The 16,939-nt window shown below is 60.8% G+C and carries 13 protein-coding genes and 1 tRNA gene; 7 read left to right on the forward strand and 7 right to left on the reverse strand.

Annotation, left to right across the window (positions count from 1 at the left end; all coding sequences use genetic code 11):
* Window positions 1–102: 102 nt before the first annotated feature.
* Together QZ377_RS00685 and QZ377_RS00690 are read right to left on the reverse strand one after the other, a co-directional pair.
* The gene (locus QZ377_RS00685) at window positions 103–1,686 is read right to left on the reverse strand and encodes an ammonia-forming cytochrome c nitrite reductase subunit c552 (RefSeq protein WP_291438619.1); all 1,584 of its coding nucleotides are present in this window, start codon (window positions 1,684–1,686) and stop codon (window positions 103–105) included.
* The gene (locus QZ377_RS00690; RefSeq protein ID WP_012623734.1) at window positions 1,679–2,146 is read right to left on the reverse strand and encodes a NapC/NirT family cytochrome c; all 468 of its coding nucleotides are present in this window, start codon (window positions 2,144–2,146) and stop codon (window positions 1,679–1,681) included. The genes QZ377_RS00685 and QZ377_RS00690 overlap by 8 nt, the downstream gene beginning before the upstream one ends.
* Before the next feature lie 352 nt (window positions 2,147–2,498).
* On the opposite strand from QZ377_RS00690, the gene QZ377_RS00695 reads away from it, so the two are divergent.
* From QZ377_RS00695 to QZ377_RS00705, 3 genes are all read left to right on the forward strand, one after another.
* Window positions 2,499–5,114 carry an ATP-binding protein gene (locus QZ377_RS00695; RefSeq protein WP_291438622.1) on the forward strand — a complete coding sequence of 872 codons (2,616 nt, stop codon included), beginning with the start codon at window positions 2,499–2,501 and terminating at the stop codon, window positions 5,112–5,114.
* Window positions 5,114–6,649 (forward strand): sigma-54 dependent transcriptional regulator, encoded by a 1,536-nt coding sequence (locus QZ377_RS00700; RefSeq protein ID WP_291438624.1) that lies wholly within the window; start codon window positions 5,114–5,116, stop codon window positions 6,647–6,649. Before QZ377_RS00695 ends, QZ377_RS00700 begins: the two co-directional genes overlap by 1 nt.
* Window positions 6,650–7,088: 439 nt before the next feature.
* Window positions 7,089–7,352 carry a hypothetical protein gene (locus QZ377_RS00705; RefSeq protein ID WP_291438626.1) on the forward strand — a complete coding sequence of 88 codons (264 nt, stop codon included), beginning with the start codon at window positions 7,089–7,091 and terminating at the stop codon, window positions 7,350–7,352.
* A gap of 223 nt (window positions 7,353–7,575) precedes the next feature.
* Here the strand turns inward: QZ377_RS00705 and QZ377_RS00710 are convergent, their stop codons facing one another.
* The 5 genes from QZ377_RS00710 to QZ377_RS00730 form a co-directional block, all read right to left on the reverse strand.
* Entirely contained in the window at window positions 7,576–9,375 is a 1,800-nt protein-coding gene (locus tag QZ377_RS00710) for a methyl-accepting chemotaxis protein (protein ID WP_291438627.1), read from the reverse strand.
* 582 nt (window positions 9,376–9,957) lie between these two features.
* Window positions 9,958–10,047, reverse strand: a tRNA-Ser gene (locus QZ377_RS00715).
* Between the two features lie 192 nt (window positions 10,048–10,239).
* Window positions 10,240–10,515, reverse strand: a complete 276-nt coding sequence (locus QZ377_RS00720) for an HU family DNA-binding protein (protein ID WP_012623739.1) — start codon at window positions 10,513–10,515, stop codon at window positions 10,240–10,242.
* Window positions 10,516–10,865: 350 nt separating this feature from the next.
* Window positions 10,866–11,798, reverse strand: coding sequence for a glutamate racemase (gene murI, locus QZ377_RS00725; RefSeq protein WP_291438628.1), 933 nt, complete (start codon window positions 11,796–11,798; stop codon window positions 10,866–10,868).
* Window positions 11,799–11,842: 44 nt separating this feature from the next.
* Window positions 11,843–12,799, reverse strand: coding sequence for a sulfite exporter TauE/SafE family protein (locus QZ377_RS00730; RefSeq protein WP_291438629.1), 957 nt, complete (start codon window positions 12,797–12,799; stop codon window positions 11,843–11,845).
* A 307-nt stretch (window positions 12,800–13,106) separates the two neighbouring features.
* Here QZ377_RS00730 and hisH point away from each other — a divergent pair, with 307 nt between their 5' ends.
* The 4 genes from hisH (at window position 13,107) to QZ377_RS00750 (ending at window position 16,939) form a co-directional block, all read left to right on the forward strand.
* Window positions 13,107–13,757, forward strand: coding sequence for an imidazole glycerol phosphate synthase subunit HisH (hisH, locus tag QZ377_RS00735; RefSeq protein ID WP_291438630.1), 651 nt, complete (start codon window positions 13,107–13,109; stop codon window positions 13,755–13,757).
* Window positions 13,751–14,530 (forward strand): imidazole glycerol phosphate synthase subunit HisF, encoded by a 780-nt coding sequence (gene hisF / locus QZ377_RS00740; protein ID WP_291438631.1) that lies wholly within the window; start codon window positions 13,751–13,753, stop codon window positions 14,528–14,530. The genes hisH and hisF overlap by 7 nt, the downstream gene beginning before the upstream one ends.
* Window positions 14,531–14,756: 226 nt before the next feature.
* Window positions 14,757–15,713: a PP-loop family protein gene (locus QZ377_RS00745; RefSeq protein ID WP_291438632.1), complete on the forward strand. Its 957-nt coding sequence runs from the start codon at window positions 14,757–14,759 to the stop codon at window positions 15,711–15,713.
* Window positions 15,714–16,594: 881 nt separating this feature from the next.
* Window positions 16,595–16,939, forward strand: coding sequence for a zinc ribbon domain-containing protein (locus QZ377_RS00750; protein ID WP_291438633.1), 345 nt, complete (start codon window positions 16,595–16,597; stop codon window positions 16,937–16,939).

Below are 16,939 nucleotides of genomic sequence, written 5' to 3' on the forward strand. Positions count from 1 at the left end.
GCCCTGGAATGTGCTGGAAAAACAGGCCGCCCGGCGATGCGGGGCATCGCCGGGCGGGGTTGCGCGGGTTTTTGCCCGCAGGAGGTTGTGGCTGGCTGAAGCTTATTTGTCCTGCCCGGCCTGTGAGGTCAGGCGGTCCTGGCCTTCCCATACCTGCTCGGCCTTGGGCAGAGCGGGCAGCAGTTTGGTCCAGGGGTTCTGCTTGAGGAATTCCGGATCCTGCTGGAGCTTGCGGCTCAGGTTCAGAATGGGCGGCACAATTTCCTTGATGTCGCCAGCCAGCATGGGGGCGATGCCGAAATCCGTGGCCTGGGTCGCCAGGTCAACGGCCTTCTGGCTGCATTCCATACTGGTCATGAGCGTATCAAGGGCCTTGGCCGGGTTGTGGAAGCCCACGCTGTTTTCAGCCGAAACATAGTCCCAGAACAACTGGCCCTTACGCACCATTTCGCGTGCTTCGGCCATGAGGGCTTCGTAATTGGCGGCGCGCTGGCCGTCATAGGCGTTGGCAAGCCGCACGGCCTCGTGCGCCTTGACGGACATTTCCTGGGCCTTGAGCAACTGGTCAAAGGTCTTCTGCTGGGTATACAGCACGCGCTGGCGCAGGTATTCGCCGGTCTTGTCGGCGTGGCACTGGCGGCAGGCGCGCATTTCGGGATCCTTCATGGGCGAGGTCATCCAGTGGCTGGATATCTTTTTGCCGTCTTCACGCACATACTGCATGTGGCAGTCCGCGCAGGAAACACCGGCCGCGCCGTGAGGACCGTCCTGGAAGGTTTCGTATTCGGGGTGCTGCATCTTGATCATGGGAACCTTGGAGGCAGCGTGCACCCAGTCCACAAAGGGGCCGGGCTTGCCGTCAGCGCCCTTGGCTCCGTGACCCTTGTAGTACTGGTACATGTCTTCGGGGTTGAAGCCGTTATCCCAGGGGAATACGGGCTTTGCGGCCGGGCCGTTATCCTTGTGGGTAAAATAGTATTCCACATGGCACTGGGCGCAGACCAGGGTGCGCTTTTCGTTGCGGCTCATCTTCTGCCAGTCTTTGCCACTGCGCTTGAGCCAGTCTTTGAGCGGTTCGGAGTAGAGGCGCAGCTCCATGGTGGCCGGGTCGTGACAGTTGGCGCAGCCGATGGTTTCGTCATGCGCGCTGATCTTGTCTTTGGCGCGGAACTCATTGACGTCCATAGACCAGAACTTGTCGCCGTACTGGGCAACCCATTCCATCATTTTGGGGGTTTTGCAGTTCCAGCAGGTGGCGGGCAGGTTGCCCTTGCCGTCGGCCGCGAAACGGTTGATGCGGTCAATATTCACAAAGTCGTCAATGGCATAGGTGTGGCCGCGCGTTTCATTATACTCGTACATGAACGGGTAGCCCAGCCAGAGATTTTTCAGATAGGGCTGTGCGTGCTTGAAGCCCTTGGGCAGGGGATTCACATTGTCATTCTTGTGATAGGGAACCGACCCTTTATAGTCGGTCATGATCCTGTCTTCGTTATTTTTCATGTACGAAGCATACTGCTGCGGAAACTGGCCCTTGAAAGCCGACATCTTGGTTTCCGTTTCAGCAATGCCCGTTTTGTATTTGGGGGCCTTCAGCTCTGTGGAAACATCCTGACAGCCGCTGAGCAAAGCTACGCCCAGCAGCGTGGCCAACGCCAGGGCCGTGGTCACAATTCGCTTATTCATAGGCTACCGTCCTTGTGCTGATGGGCTTCATGCGCATGTGGGCCACGCCCTTGTGGCAGTCCACACAATAAGGCTTGGCATCCATGCTGGCCACGTTGATGTTGGTCTGGGTATGGCATGCCTTGCAGTTCGCGTTCACCACGTCGCGGGTGCGCAAGCTCAGGGGACGCGGAATATCGTGTCCCATAATATTGCCCACCACGTCGCGCAGGCCTTCCTGCGCCTTGAACGGCAGCTTGACCAAAAGATTGTGCGGGGCATGGCAGTCATTACAGGCAAGATTGGCGTGCGTTCCCATTTTCTGGGTTACGGCAGCCTCCTGCATGATATGACAACTGGCGCAAAACGGCCGTTGGTCAGTGGTTGTCATGGCATAGGCCAGAACTCCCATTAGTACCACGCCCGCCGCAACGCCTCCCAACAGCCACTTCAGCCAGGGTCCATTGCGGGGTGTACCCATAGAGCCTCCTTCGCTCGCTCCTAGTGCAGATGCGCCCTGAAGACCGACCTTCAGGGCCGGATTTCGCCCGGGTGGGGCGCAGGCAGCCGCTTGTGGCCGCCGGGCAGTCGTTGGATTCAGGCAGACCGCCCTTCCGTGCCGCCACTGCGGCGGACGAAATATTTATTCAGCTTTTCAAGAAACGTACCAGGATGTATAAAAAAGCACAAATAAAAGTGTTTTTATTTCAGCATGTTGCATGAATGTATTTTTTGAAGGCGCTTGGCGGGATTGAGTTGTTCAGGTAAATATGACAGAATTCAGAAAATTATGACAACTCTGTGAGAGTGCAACACCTCTGTCCGAGGTCTTTATGATTCATGTATACAATAAAAAAAATCGTTCCGCTATCTGGTTGCCCTTGCTGGCGTGCTTTTTATGGCTTGTTTTTACAATGGGCCTGTATCGGCAGGCCTTGCGTGTTGACGAGGCGCACCGGCTGGAGCTGGAGCACACAAGGCTTTCCACTGTGGCGCGCCAGCTTATGGATGCGCGTAACTGGAACGCGGCTCATGGCGGTGTATACGTGCTTGAAAGTGAGTACGGCAAGCCGAATCCCTGGCTGCCGGCAGGGGAGCGCACCGTAACCACGGGCGATGGCCGTACCCTTGTGCTTATGAATCCGGCCTATATGAGCCGCCAACTGGCCGAGCGTAATTCCGAACCCGGCATAGAAATCAGCATTATCAGCAATATGCCCCTGCGGCCGGAAAATATGGCCGACATCTGGGAGAATGACGCCCTGGGCCAGTGTACCGTGGGCGCACGGGAAGTTTTCAGCGCGCCGCAGCCGGGCAGCCACGGAAAGCTGCGCCTTTTGAGCGTGCTTGTGGCGCAGCCGAGCTGCCTGCGCTGTCATGTCAGCCGCAAGGTGGGTGAGGTGCTCGGCGGTATAAGCGTCAGTCAGGACGGTGAGGCCTATGTGCACAATGCGGCTTTGCAGCAGCGCAATATGCGCATGCTTTACGCCTTGCTGGCCTTTACCGGAGTTCTGGCCATCGGCGGCCTGACGCTTAATCTTACGCGGCGGCGCTGGCTGGCCGAAGAGGCCAGCCGCATGAAAAGCGCCTTCATGGCGCGGTTGAGTCACGACATGCGCACGCCCCTCACGGCCATTCTGGGTATGAGCGAGCTTTTACAGCATCAGAACGTTGCGGAGCGGGACCGTAAAAAAGCCCTGCGCTATCTTACCCAGGCGGGCAGCGCCCTGCTGGAAATGGTGCGCGACATTACAGACCACGCAACCCTTGAGCAGGGTGTCCTTCATCTGCGCACGGCGCCGTTCAGCCTGCGCGCCTGCCTGGCTGACTGCGTGGCCCTGTACAGCCCCGTTGCCGAGGCCAAGGGGCTGGATATTGACCTGGATGTGGATAGCGGCCTGCCCGACGCCGTGGCGGGTGACAATTTTCGTCTGCGCCAGGCCTTGGGCAATCTTGTCAGTAATGCCGTAAAATTTACCGAAATGGGTCGGGTGCGTATTTGTGTGGAGCCGGGCGCTGTGCAGGCCCGCAAGAAGGGCGAAGACGGCTCCGCCCGCCTGTGCCTCAGAATTCTGGTGCAGGATACCGGGCCTGGGCTGCGTGAAGAAGACGCCGAGCGTATTTTTGAAAGCTTCCAGCGCGGCAGCGATGCTTCGGGCGCGCCGGGGACGGGGCTTGGTCTGTACATTGCGCGCACCATTGCGCGCCGTATGGGCGGGGATGTCAGTGTGGCGTCTTCGCCGGGCGGCGGGTCCTGTTTTACCCTTGAGGTTTGGCTGCACCTGCCTGGGGATGGTTCGGAACCCGGATCAGGGCCGGGATTGAAGCCGGATGGCAAAAGCGGTGGCGGGTCCGGCGGTCTGCCGGCAGGTCTTGCGCCGGGGGATGCTGCCGTGCCGCGTGCGGAAGCTGGGCCGGAACATTCCGGTAACGCTGCCGGCTTTGCTGTACCCGGGAGCGGCAGCCATACTGCCGGGACCTCCTGCACAGCGCACAACTCCGGTGAACCTTCCTGCTGCGGCAGTCTTGAGGGAGATTCCGGCACGGCGGAAAAACCGGAAGCCCCCTGTTTTAAAGGCTGTCGCATTCTTGTGGCCGAAGACAATGAGGCCAACAGGTATATTATGGAGCATATGCTCAAGGGTGAAGGCGCGCGCGTATGTATGGCAAAAGACGGCAGCGCCGCCTTGGCAGCCCTGCACGAAAGCCCCTGGGATCTGCTTATCCTGGATTCGCGCATGCCCGGCGTAAGCGGGCTGGACGTTCTGCGGGCCGTGCGTGAAGGCCATACCTGCGCCCCGCCGGAGCAGAAGGCAATCATTTATACCGCGGCATTGAACGCCGAAGACAGGCGCATCTGCGAAGACCTGGGTGCAGACCGTATTCTGCTCAAGCCCCTCACCTTTGCCGGGCTGCGCAGCGAACTGGCCGCCCTCCTTTTTGACAGGCAGCAAGATGCCCGCGTGGAGGCTGCCCCGGAGCCGGGGCGTGAACCCCTTGTTCCTTTGCCGGACCCGGCATCCGCGTCGAAGACGAAGGTTGCACCCGCGGTCTGGAACCGGCCGGAAGCCCTCGCGGCCCTTGACGATGATGAGGATCTGCTGCGGCGTCTGGCGCGGGTGCTTTGCGAAGACCTGCGCAACAGGGAAGCCCATATAGCGGCCGCCCGGAACGCGGGGGACAGCGCAACGCTGCGGCGTCTGGCCCATGCCGTAAAAAATTCCGCCGGGGCCATGCGCCTTGATCTTTTGCAGGCCCGTGCCGGAGAGGCGGAAATGTCCGAAGACAATGCCCTTCCGGCGTCCGTGGAGCGCATGCGCTGCGCCATGCGCGAGGCCCTGCTTCTGCTTGAGGCGGAACCGGGCTGCATGCAGACTCCGGAAAAAGCCGTACCCAGTGCCGGGGCCGTCCTTTGTTCCGGTGCGGCGTCACAGAGAGGAGAGAGCTGATGGCCCGTATTCTGGTGGTGGATGACGAAGCCCTTATGCGAACCATGGCTGAAGTGGTGTGTACGCGCATGGGCCACGAGGTGCTGCTGGCAGAGAGCGTCAGCCAGGGGCTGGAGCTTGGCCGCCAGGGTGTGGACGTGGTGCTGCTTGATGTCTGGCTGCCCGACGGCAACGGCCTTGAGTGGCAGGGCGACTTTGCCCATCTGCCCGGCATGCCCGATGTGGTCATTATTACGGGACACGGTGACGGCGATGCCGCCGAGGCGGCCCTGCGCTCCGGAGCCTGGGAGTTTCTGACCAAGCCGCTCAAGGTGCGTGATATCGAGCAATGCCTGCGCCATGTGCTGACTTTTCGCGAAAACCGGGTTCCGGGGCCGGAATCGCTGCTGGTGGACAGCGGCCATGTTCTGGGCTCGGGCATGGGTATGAGCCGCGCCCTCAAGCTTCTGGCCCAGGCCGCGCAAAGCGAGGTCAATGTGCTTTTGCTGGGCGAAACGGGCGTGGGCAAGGAAGTTTTCGCCAAGGCGCTGTACCGCAACAGCGCGCGTGCCGCCAGACCCTTTGTTACCGTAGACTGTGCTTCCCTGCCGGATAATCTTGTGGAAAGCCATCTTTTCGGCCACAGCCGGGGAGCGTTTACCGGGGCCGATCGCGCACGGGAAGGGCTTTTGCTGTCGGCCAACAAGGGTACGCTTTTTCTCGATGAAGTGGGTGATCTGCCCCAGGCCATACAGGGCGCCTTTTTGCGGGCGCTGGAACTACGGCGCTTCAGGCCGGTGGGTGACGTGCGCGAGGTCAGCAGCGACTTTCGCCTTGTGGCCGCCACCAACAGGGATATAGAAAGCATGGCCCGGGAAGGGACGTTTCGGGCTGACCTGCTGTACCGGCTTCAGGGTATGACCATTGTCATCCCGCCCCTGCGCGAGCGCAGGGATGAGGTTCCCGCGCTGGCCCGGCAGGCTGCAAGCCGTTTTTGCCTGCACAATGATCTGCCGCCCAAGGCTGTATCGGATGCCATGCTGGACGTGCTTATGGAATATTCCTGGCCCGGGAATGTGCGCGAGCTGATTCACAGTGTGGAGCGCGCCTGTCTTGCGGCCGGGCAGGGGGATGAGCTTTTGCCTGCGCATTTGCCCACGCGCATGCGTGTGGATGAGGCGCGTCGCCGTATGGGCCGCGGGCCGGACAGCGGTACTGCCGATATTGCGGGCAGCGGGCAGGCCCCTGCGTGCAGTTTTTCCGGGGCGTTCTGCGGGGCCGTGCCGTCCGCGTCCGTTGGACAGGGCATGGGTGGAGAGAGCGCTTCCGGCAGGCATGCGGGCGGCTCCGTGGCTTCTGTTCTGCATCCGGGCTTGCCTCCTGTAGGGGCGGCAGGTGACGATCTGCCGGACTTGCGCCAATGGAAAGCACGGGCCGAAGAAGTCTATGTGCGGAGCATCTGGGGGGCCAGCAACGGCGACGCGCGCACGGCTGCCGGAATGGCCGGGGTTTCGCGCGGGCACTGGTACGAGCTTATGAAAAAGCACGGCCTGTAGGCTGTGCGGCATCCGGCACCTAAAGGTTGTGCTGCACGGGTGGCCTACGGACGGGCTGTTTGGCCGTGCTTTTGCCGATACCCTGTGCGTCCGGGCGGGCCAGCCCGCTGCGGGCATCTGGTATTCGCGTGCCTGGGCAATACCTGCGGCTTTCTGCCCGGCAGGAGTGGCAGGCTGCCATAAACAGGCTGCCATGCAGGCGCCCGTATGGTGTGGCAGCCTGTTGGGAACAGCCGGGGCCGATGTTTCTGCATGTTTTTTGCTGTCCCTGGTTACCGCCATGCGGCATGCCGGGATGAAGCTGGCAAAAAGTGGCGGTATACGCCATTATCCGGACGCTGAAAGAAAGGCGAATACTGCGTGTCAAGAACTCTTGCATCACGGCATAAAAGGCGCTATAGCGAAAAAAACCGGATTATTAAAGGCAATATAACAGCGTATGAACAAGAACTCCATTACCATTACCATCAAAGGGTATGTTACGGCGATGCCACGCTCTGTGGATGCGCGGCAGGCCAGGGTGGCCGTAGTTCAGGACGATGTGGAATACCGCATCGTGCCGCGCGGCGCTGGCGTGGATTTGGATGATGCAGTGAGCCTTCCCGTGGAGGTTTTCGGGCAGCTCGAAGAGGAGGACGGCGTAAGCTATCTTGTTGTTCGCGGCTATACGGTGCTTGAAGACGACTCCTGGCTTGAAGAGTAGGTTTTCCCCGTATCCGTCCGGACCTGCCGGAAAGCTTCCGGCGGACGGTCCCGGTTCTGACGCTTGTTTTTGGGCGGCATCTGCCGTCTGTTTGCAAAAAGACGGTTCATGACCGTCGCAGGGTCTGCGCGAACCGGGTACAGGTAAAATACGCTGACGTAAAAATGAAAAGCCCCCGCCAACTCAAAAAACAGTTGGCGGGGGCTTTTTGCGCCGGGCGCGGTTATTTTTTCATGTCGCCGATGAGCTCGCTCAGGTTCTGTGCCTGCCGGGCCAGATCGCTGACGGCAAGGGCCGCTTCGTGCATGGCTTCAGCAGTCTGCTGCACCACGTCGTTCACAGTGCTGATGGAGCGGTTGATTTCTTCACTGGCAACGGACTGCTGCTCACTGGCCGCCGCAATGGCGTTGACCTGGTCGGCCGTGGCTTCCACCGTATCGACGATTTCTTCCAGGGCCTGGCCGGACTGATTGGCGAATTCCGTGGCCTGGCTTATCTGTTCCGAGGCCGTTTCCATAGCGGTCACGCTTTTTGCCGTGCTCGCCTGGATGGAAGTGATGGCCGCGCCCACATCGTGGGTGGAGGCCATGGTCTTTTCCGCCAGCTTGCGCACTTCGTCAGCTACCACGGCAAAGCCTCGGCCTGCCTCACCGGCACGGGCAGCTTCAATGGCGGCATTAAGGGCCAGCAGGTTGGTCTGGTCCGCAATGTCGGAGATGACGTTCATGATCTTGCTGATGGCCTGGGCCTGATCATTGAGCTGCCCCATATTTTCTGTCAGGCGCTGCGAAACTTCGTGCACCTGGCTGATGCTGCGCACGGCCTGTTCCACTATATGCGCACCGGCCACGGCCTTTTCACGCGTGTCGCGCGAGCTGGTGGAGGCCTGGTTTGCGTTTTGGGCCACACTCTGCACCGTGGCGTTCATCTGGTTGATGGCTGCCGCGGCCTCGGTGAGGCGTTGGGCCGAATCCATCGCGCCCCTGTCGGACTGCTCAATCTGGGTGGAAAGCTGGGTGGAGGCGGTACTGACCGCATGGGCCACCTGCTCCAGCCTGTCGGCGGCCACAAGCATGGCGGCAGCTTTGGCCTGGGCATCCTGCCCAGCCAGTTCGGCCCGGCCCTGGGCGATTTTGGCCTCATTGGCGTCTTCGGCGGCCTGGCGGCTTTTTTCAGCCGTTTCATTGATGAGGTTTTTCAGCTTGTCCACCATGTCGCGTAAGGCGTGTTCCAGCAGGGCCACTTCGTCTTTACCGTCAGGCGTGATGTTTACATCAAGGTTGCCTGCGGCCACGGCACGGGCCTGCCCGGTGATTCCGGCCAGGGGACGGGTGATGGATGTGGCCAGGTGATAGGAAAGCGGCACGACAATGAGCAGCAGCGCCGCAAGAAAGCCGCCGCCATACGTGCCGAGGGTACGGGTAAGCAGGCTGTTCATGGTGCTGTGCAGCCTGCTTTCTGCCCTGTCTACATTGTCAATGTACACGCCCGTGCCGATCCAGTAGGGCGTGCCTTCTATCTTTTCCGCATAGCCAAGTTTGAAAACGTCGCCGCTGCCGGGCTTGGGAAAGACAAAATCCACAAATCCGCCGCCTTTTGCCGCGGCTTTGTTCAGCTCCACCACATAATGCACGCCCTGCTTGTCGGCTGTGCCGGACAGGTCTTTGCCGATAAGCTGTTTTTGTGTGGGGTGGGCCACGCTGATAGTGCCTTCGTACACATAAAAATAGCCTGAAGCGTCGTCTTCAAAGCGTGATTTTTCTATGTAATCCGCAATGATGCGTAACTGCTCCTGCTGCGGCAACCCCTTGGTCATGGCTGCCAGCCCGAGGGCCGAAGCCTGGGTCACGTCCTTGATGCGGGCGCGCTGTGAATCCAGCAACTGGTTTCTGGCAACCGAAGTGCCTTCGTCAATGACGCTGCTGGTCATAAAAAAGGACAGAACCGCCATGGCGATGACCATGGCGATCATCAGGGAGACAAAGCAGGTGATCCTTTGGGCGATACTGATATTTCTGAGCATGAGATTCTCCGGCCTTGGGCGGTGCGGTTGCTCCCGCCGGGCGGCGATACTGGGCTGGTTGTGTTGTTTTGGGCATTGGCCGTGGCCGTAGTGGTGTGCCTGTCAATCAGGCCCGCGGAGCACGGTTCTTGGCCGGTGTTCCGGTGCTGTCATACGAAAGAGCGCAAAAATCTCCGCCGTTGCGGTGAGCCAGGCAAACCGGCTTTTTCCGGACAGGGATGCCTGCGGGCGCAAAGGCGGAACGCTTTCGCAAATGGGAAGAGCCTGCTGGTGCATGATTTTGAAAAAAAGAATGGGCAAGCCATGCCTGCACGGACGCAGCACTTCGCCATGCCTGAACACTGGTGGGCGTTCAGCATGGCGGCGCATGGCAGCACCCCGAGGGCAGGTGCGCCCCTCAGACTGCTGTTATGTAAAGATAATGATTTACTATACCTGTTGTTGCGTGTCTTCGCAACAGCCCAGGAGGGCATTGCGGTGCGGGCGATGAGCTCATCCGGGCGGTATTGCCGTTGCGGCGGGAAATGCGCGATAAAAAATAATCCCCGGCACTGACGCGCCGGGGATTATTTTTTAACATTATGGCGGAGGGGGAGGGATTTGAACCCCCGGAAGGCTCACACCTTCAACGGTTTTCAAGACCGCCGCGATCAACCGCTCTGCCACCCCTCCACAGGGTGGGCACATCAGTGCCAGCACTGCTAGTAATGTATTCCGGGCCGAAATTCAATATGCACGGTGGTAAAGGTGCACGCTGTTTTTGGGGCTGGCCCCGCACGCGCGGCAGCGCATGCTTTTTGCGGAAAAAAAGACGGCGCATTATCCCGTGAGGAAACGCGCCGTCAAAAACTCGCTACGCCGTATTTATTTAATGGCGTCTTTCAGGCCCTTGCCGGGCGTGAACTTGGCAACTTTGCTGGCCGGAATGGTGATTTCCATGCCGGTGCGGGGGTTGCGACCCTTGCGGGCGGCGCGTTCCACAACCTTGAAGCTGCCGAAACCGGTGAAGGTTACGGATTCGCCGGCAGCAAGGGCTTCGCGCAGGGCGGCGACAACGGCGTCAAGGGCTTCTTCGGCCTTGGCCTTGGTGGGAAGACCAGCTTTGGCATGGATTTTTTCGACAAGCTCAGCTTTAGTCATGATTCTTACTCCATAAAAGGATTTCGGTTTGTTCCCTGAGTATCCATATCGGGCGGCACATCGGCATGGCCGGGGAGGTGGCCCGACGGGCCATTCTCACATGGGATAGCCGCGCTATGCCGACCCGGACATGCGCGCGCTATGGGAATTTACAGGCAGTGACGCTTTTAGCGCCGTCAGACTGTTGTCTCATTACGTTAGCGGCGTTTTCCTGTCAACGAAAAAGCACTGAATGCCGCGTCTGCTCTGGCTTTTCGTCTTTGCGGGGCTGAAAAAAATTCACAAGCATGCCCGGGGCGTCACAAAAAGTCATAGGTAGTATAATGAAATAATTGAAAATAAACCAGGCCCTACAAGTCGACCAGCACAACCTCGCTCTGGGCCATTTCACGGCCCAGAAAAAGGCTGCCTGTGCGGATAAACCGGGCCACATGGTCTGTGGTCAGAAAGCGGCTCTGCCCTGTGCGGCACGGCATGCCTGCGGCGTCAGCCCCTGCCTGCGTATCGGGGTGGAGCATTTCCAGGCGGCCCAGTTCGCCGGCCACCACCTGAGCCGTAATGGCGGCAGAGTCCACAATGCGCACATGCGGCCCCACCACCTGGCGCAAGGCTCCTTGCAGCAAGGGGTAATGGGTGCAGCCCAGCAGCAGGGTATCCGGCTGTACCGGCGCGCCCGCCGCACCGGCGGCATTGGGGGGGGCGTCGCTTTCAGCGGCATTGCTGCCGGTTGTATCATTTATGGCAGGGGCGCAAAAAAGGCCTTGCAGATAGCGCCGGGCCACGCCTTCCACCAGCGGGCCGTCCATCCAGCCTTCTTCGGCCAGGGGAACAAAAAGATTGCAGGCGCGTCCCAGCACCACGGCTTCGGGCCGGATGCGCGCTATGGCCTGCTGATATGCGCCGCCGTTGATGGTGGCCTCTGTACCCAGCACTACTATATGGCCGTTGTGGCTGGCCTGGGCCGCTGCCTGCGCCCCCGGTTCGACCACACCCAGAACGGGCAGGGGGGCAAAGTGCTGGCGCAGTGTCGGCAGGGCGGCGGCTGTGGCCGTATTGCAGGCTATCACCAGCATTTTTACGCCCATATCCACCAGTTTTTGCGCAGCCTTGAGCGTATAGCGCCTGATGGTATCAGGTCCTTTGGTCCCGTAGGGCAGGCGGGCGGTGTCGCCAAGATAGAGCAGGTCTTCGCCGGGCAGGCGATGATTCAGGGCCTTGAGTACGGTGAGACCGCCCATGCCGGAGTCGAAAAGGCCGACAGGCAGCCGCGAGCTTTGATTCATGCTGCGTCCTTTGCAATGGCCGCGCATGAGCAGGGCGCGCGGCGCTAAAAAGCTTGGCCCAGATAACGCAGGGCTGTAAAGAGCAAAATGGCGGTCAGCAGGCACTTGAGCGCCGTGGCCGGTACATGCTTCTGGCAGCGCGCGCCGAGGTACATGCCGCACATGCCGCCCAGGCCCACCAGTATGCCCATTCTCCAGTCAGGAGCAATAGCCATGCCGGGGTACATGGGGGCCAGCAGCGAATAAAAGCTCACGCCCGCCACCGAAGTAAGAAAGGTGGCAAAAAGGGTGGCCCCGGCCACGGCATAAACCGGAAGCGCGAAAAAAGAAACCAGAAAAGGCGCCATGATAGCCCCGCCGCCAATGCCGTAAACGCCGCCTATAAGCCCCACAACAAGGCTCAGCAGGGCCAGCTTTGGGGTGGAGACCACGTGTTTTTTCTCTTGAAAGGCAAATGACAGGCTGCGGGTATTCCATTGCAGCACGCGACAGCAGCTTGCCGGAGCGTCAGGCCCCGCGCACCTGTCGGCATTGCCGGATGCGGGTGACACGGCGGATACGGCGGGCGCGCCGTGCGGTTGCATGTCCTGACTTTCTGCCCGACGGCCTTTCCAGACGGAGCGGGCCATGCGTGCGCCCACATACAGGAGCACAAGGCCCGCGAAAATTTTAAATTTGTCCGGGTCCGGCAGCCAGTTGACGCGGATGAGCGCCCCCAGAAACACTCCGGGCAATGTGCCGGCGGCCACCGTAAGCGCCAGCGGCCATATGAGCCGACCTTCACGCCAGTACCGCCAGACGCCGGGCGGGCAGGCCAGAATGTTGAAAAACTGGTTGGTAGCGCTGACGCTGGGGTTCACATAGCCCAGTACGCTCATATGAAAAGGCAGCAGCAAAAACGCCCCGGAGATGCCGCCCATAGAGGTAAAAAACGAAATGCAAAGGGCCGCGCCGAAAGGAATAAAGGGGTTGCATTCGATGCCGGCAGTGGGAAAATACATGACGGCCTCCGCAATTTGTCAAAACGCAGTTACAAGACGACAATAAAAAACAATCGGATACGACCTGCATTGTTCACGGTTTTTATAATAATCGTGAATATTGATTTTGTCACTATGTCGTATCCGCGTTTTTTGTGCCGGAATCCGGGTCAACGCCCCGGTTCAGCCCGACGCGCCGGGTGCATCCAGCCCGGCTGCACCTGTTCTGTCGCGTTGCCTGCTGCCCTGCAAAAATGTATGCTTGCAGCTTCTCAGCGCACCTGACGGCGGCCTGCGGGATCCGTCGCACAACAATGAAGGAAGCACCATGCTGGCCATTCTGGACTACAAGGCGGGCAATCAGACAAGCGTGCGCCGCGCTCTGGAGCACCTCGGCGTACCATGCGCCATAACAGCCGACCCGGCAATGCTTGAGAGTGCCGCGGGAGTGATCTTTCCCGGTGTGGGCGCGGCGGGGCAGGCCATGTCTGCTCTGGCCGAAGCCGGGCTGGACACGGCCCTGCACCATGTGGTGCGGCGCGGCCAGCCTTTGCTCGGCATATGCCTGGGCTGCCAGATACTGCTGGAAAGCAGTGAGGAAAATGCCGCACAAACCCTCGGCATTGTCCCCGGCGTCTGCCGCCGGTTTGAAGACCATATGCGGCAGGAGGACGGCTCTGCGGCTCCAGTGCCGCATATGGGCTGGAACAGCCTTGAGGCTGTGGCCCCCTGTGTTCTGCTGGACGGCACTGACCCCGCGGCCGAATATTATTTTGTACACAGCTACTATGTGGAGCCTGATCCATCGCTGGTGCTGGCTACCACCACCTACGGGCGCACGTTCTGTTCTCTTTACGGGCGCGACGGCCTCTGGGCCGCGCAGTTTCATCCCGAAAAAAGCGGCAGGCCCGGCTTGCGCCTGCTGAGCAATTTTTATGGATATTGCCGTCAAGTCCCGGCAGGAGGCACGTCATGCTGAGTAAACGGGTCATCCCCTGTCTTGATGTGCGCAACGGCCGCCTGACCAAGGGCGTCAAGTTTGTCGGCAACGAGGATATCGGCGATCCCGTGGAAAGCGCCCGCCGTTACTACGAAGAAGGCGCGGATGAGATCGTTTTTTACGATATTACGGCCTCAGCAGAGGCGCGCGGTATTTTTCTGGATGTTGTGGAGCGCGTGGCCGAGCAGATATTCATTCCCTTTTCCGTGGGCGGCGGCATATCCAGCGTGGCGGACATGCGGGCCGTGCTGCTGGCCGGGGCGGAGAAAGTTTCCATCAATTCTGCGGCGGTGAAAAATCCCCACCTCATCAGCGACGGGGCGGATGCCTTCGGTTCACAGGCTGTGGTGGTGGGCATGGATGTGCTTGCCGTGCCTGAAAGCCCCGAGATTCCCTCCGGCTACGAAATTGTCATCCACGGCGGCCGCAAGCGCATGGGCCTGGACGCCATCGCCTGGGCGCGCCGCTGTCAGGAACTGGGCGCGGGCGAGCTGTGCGTTAATTCCATTGACGCAGACGGCACCAAGGACGGCTACGAGCTGAAGCTTACCCGTGCCATTGCCGACGCTGTTTCCTTGCCGGTCATTGCTTCCGGTGGGGCGGGCGAACCCCGGCATATGCTGGAGGCCGTGACCGACGGCGGGGCCTCGGCGGCGCTTATCGCCTCCATCGTCCACTACGGGCAGTACAGCATACGCCAGTGCAAGGAATATATGGCCGCCCACGGTGCGCGCATGCGCCTGACCTGGTAACGGCAGCCCGCCCGAAGGTTGGCGGAGTGTCGCCGGGTGGCTGTCCACGGGCATCGTGGAGCGGAATGTTTCCGTAAAATTGGGTTGCTCCCGGCCGTGAAGCGACGCAGTTTTTGCCCGTACGGCGGGGCGCGTTGCCGGATGTCGGCCCGCAGGCCGCAATGGCGCGCCGAAAGGCAGGCGGTGCCTGTGCGCCTGCTGCCCGGCATCCCGGACAGGAGAGATTGTGACAAAACGTGACTCTGCCCGGCTCTGCGGTGGAGAACCTGCCCCGTCTGCCGGACAGGCTGCTGCCCCTGGCCCCGTTCAGACGGCCTTGCCGCAGGGGCTGGTCCGGCTCTTGTCAGGTCTGCCCCCGCTGGCCGTGGCCTTTTCCGGCGGTATCGACAGCCGGTTTCTTTGTCATGCCGCCTTGCTGGGCGGCTGTGACGTGCTGGCCGTGCATGCGCGTGGCCCGCATGTTCCGGCAGAAGAGAGCGACTCGGCGCTGGCCTGGGCGCGGGCGCGCGGCTTGTCTTTGCTGGTGGTGGATTTTGATCCGCTGCCCCTGCCGGAGGTTGCCGCCAACAGCCGCCTGCGGTGCTATGCCTGCAAACAGGGTTTGCTGGCGACTGTTGCCGAAGCTTTGGCCCGCGCCGGAGAGGCGGTCGACAATGCGCCTGCGGGCAAGGGGCATCACGGCGCGCGTCTGTTGTGTGACGGCAGCAATGCCGATGACCTTACGGCTTTTCGCCCGGGCCTGCGCGCCCTGAAAGAGGCGGGAGTTGTGTCGCCGCTGGCGGAGGCTGGCATGAGTAAGGGAGCTATACGGGCTGCGGCCCGTGCTACGGGGCTGGATGATCCGGATCAGTGCGCCCGCCCCTGCCTGTTGACCCGCCTTGCCTATGGGCTTGCGCCGCAAAAGGACGTTCTGCACCGTATTGCCGCCGCAGAACGTTGCCTTGCAGCCTTGCGCGACAACGGGGACGTGGGCAGTGCTGCCTCCGGGCTTGTGGCGGGCTGCGCCCTGGGTGATTTTCGCCTGCGCCTTGTCCCGCAGCCGGTTTTACAGGTGCAGTTTCTGCCCGAAGCCCTTGAGTCGCCCGTGCGGCGCATTTTGGAAGCGCATGGTTTTATGAACTGTGAGCTGCTGGTCGGGCAGGGTGTCAGCGGTTTTTTTGACAGGCCGCCCGTGCAGCCCTGAGCGGGAGTTGGCCCGCCCGCGTGGCGCAGCCGGAGGCCCGGGCATGCTTTTGCGGCCCTGCGCGCCGCGCCGCGCCCTCACGCGGGGCTGGACTTTGTGCTTAAAAGGGCCTATGAATACCCACTTATATCAATGGGGCTTACCCCGGAGGAAATTATGGCTCATAAAAAAATCGAACGTAAGAAAGAACTGGCCCGTCGCCGTCATCGCCGCGCGGAGCGCCTGAAGCAGCGCGTGCGTGAAGCCAAGGCTGCTGCCAAGGCGTAACTGTTTCTGGATAACCGCCTGCCGCAAAACGCGTTTTCGTTTAATGGGGTCAGGGATAAGGCTGGAAGCGCCGTTGCGGGCGCTGTGCCGGGGCTTTTCTGGCATCCCGAAAAAAGCCGCGTCTTTTGCGGGCGCTACTTATTTAGCAACAGAGCACCGGTTTTCAGGTCCCTGGGGCCTGCCGGGGGCTGCCCGCGCAGCCCTCTTGCACCGTAGGCAAGTGAGACTGGCCGGGACTGTTCCCGGCGGTCTTTTTGCATGCGTATCGCCTGAATGCTTGTCCCGCATGTCTTCGGGCTGCTGCGCCGGGACGTTCCGTATTGTCCGGCGGGGGCGGTTGGCCTGCCGTACCGGCAATCCGGTATTTTCAGTAAGGTGCTTTCGCCATACGGGCATTTTGTTGCAGATACATAAATGCTTCAGCGCCGCGTACACGCGCAGCGCCCACAGAATGGCGCGGGCTTTGCCGCAAGGTGTGCTTTCGGCAGGGCGGTTTTTGAAGTGCCGCGCATTGCGGGGACGATCTTTCTGTAGTGCGCGTGGGGCGTTCATACGTCATGCACCGGCGGGGCGCTGCCGCTGTAACCATCAAATCAATCTGCGCTAGTGTGATCATGCCTATTTACGAATATCAGTGTTCCAAGTGTCAGCACCGGTTTGAGGAGTGGGTGAAAAGTCCCTCCGATCAGGGCGAAGAGCCTTGCCCCAAGTGCGGCGCGGCCTCTCCGCGCATAATGTCGCAGACATCTTTTGTACTCAAGGGGGGCGGCTGGTACGTTGATGATTATGGCTATCGCAAGGGCATAAAGGAAGAGGGCGGCGCTGCCGCGGCATCTTCTTCTCCCACTCCGGCGGAGGCCTCTCCGGCCGCGCCGACCGCACCCGCACCTGCCGCCGCTCCGGCGGCCGCTCCCGCAACCCCGGCCCCTGCTGCCGGTCCCGCGAAAACGGACTCATGA

Source organism: Desulfovibrio sp. (assembly GCF_019424165.1).
In the GTDB taxonomy this organism is placed as follows: Bacteria; Desulfobacterota; Desulfovibrionia; order Desulfovibrionales; family Desulfovibrionaceae; genus Desulfovibrio.

What these genes read in the sequence shown, in the direction of transcription:
- QZ377_RS00685 (WP_291438619.1), bottom strand. Translation starts at nt 1,686, where the DNA reads ATGAATAAGCGAATTGTGACCACGGCCCTGGCGTTGGCCACGCTGCTG.
- QZ377_RS00690 (WP_012623734.1), bottom strand. Translation starts at nt 2,146, where the DNA reads ATGGGTACACCCCGCAATGGACCCTGGCTGAAGTGGCTGTTGGGAGGC.
- QZ377_RS00695 (WP_291438622.1), top strand. Translation starts at nt 2,499, where the DNA reads ATGATTCATGTATACAATAAAAAAAATCGTTCCGCTATCTGGTTGCCC.
- QZ377_RS00700 (WP_291438624.1), top strand. Translation starts at nt 5,114, where the DNA reads ATGGCCCGTATTCTGGTGGTGGATGACGAAGCCCTTATGCGAACCATG.
- QZ377_RS00705 (WP_291438626.1), top strand. Translation starts at nt 7,089, where the DNA reads ATGAACAAGAACTCCATTACCATTACCATCAAAGGGTATGTTACGGCG.
- QZ377_RS00710 (WP_291438627.1), bottom strand. Translation starts at nt 9,375, where the DNA reads ATGCTCAGAAATATCAGTATCGCCCAAAGGATCACCTGCTTTGTCTCC.
- QZ377_RS00720 (WP_012623739.1), bottom strand. Translation starts at nt 10,515, where the DNA reads ATGACTAAAGCTGAGCTTGTCGAAAAAATCCATGCCAAAGCTGGTCTT.
- murI (WP_291438628.1), bottom strand. Translation starts at nt 11,798, where the DNA reads ATGAATCAAAGCTCGCGGCTGCCTGTCGGCCTTTTCGACTCCGGCATG.
- QZ377_RS00730 (WP_291438629.1), bottom strand. Translation starts at nt 12,799, where the DNA reads ATGTATTTTCCCACTGCCGGCATCGAATGCAACCCCTTTATTCCTTTC.
- hisH (WP_291438630.1), top strand. Translation starts at nt 13,107, where the DNA reads ATGCTGGCCATTCTGGACTACAAGGCGGGCAATCAGACAAGCGTGCGC.
- hisF (WP_291438631.1), top strand. Translation starts at nt 13,751, where the DNA reads ATGCTGAGTAAACGGGTCATCCCCTGTCTTGATGTGCGCAACGGCCGC.
- QZ377_RS00750 (WP_291438633.1), top strand. Translation starts at nt 16,595, where the DNA reads ATGCCTATTTACGAATATCAGTGTTCCAAGTGTCAGCACCGGTTTGAG.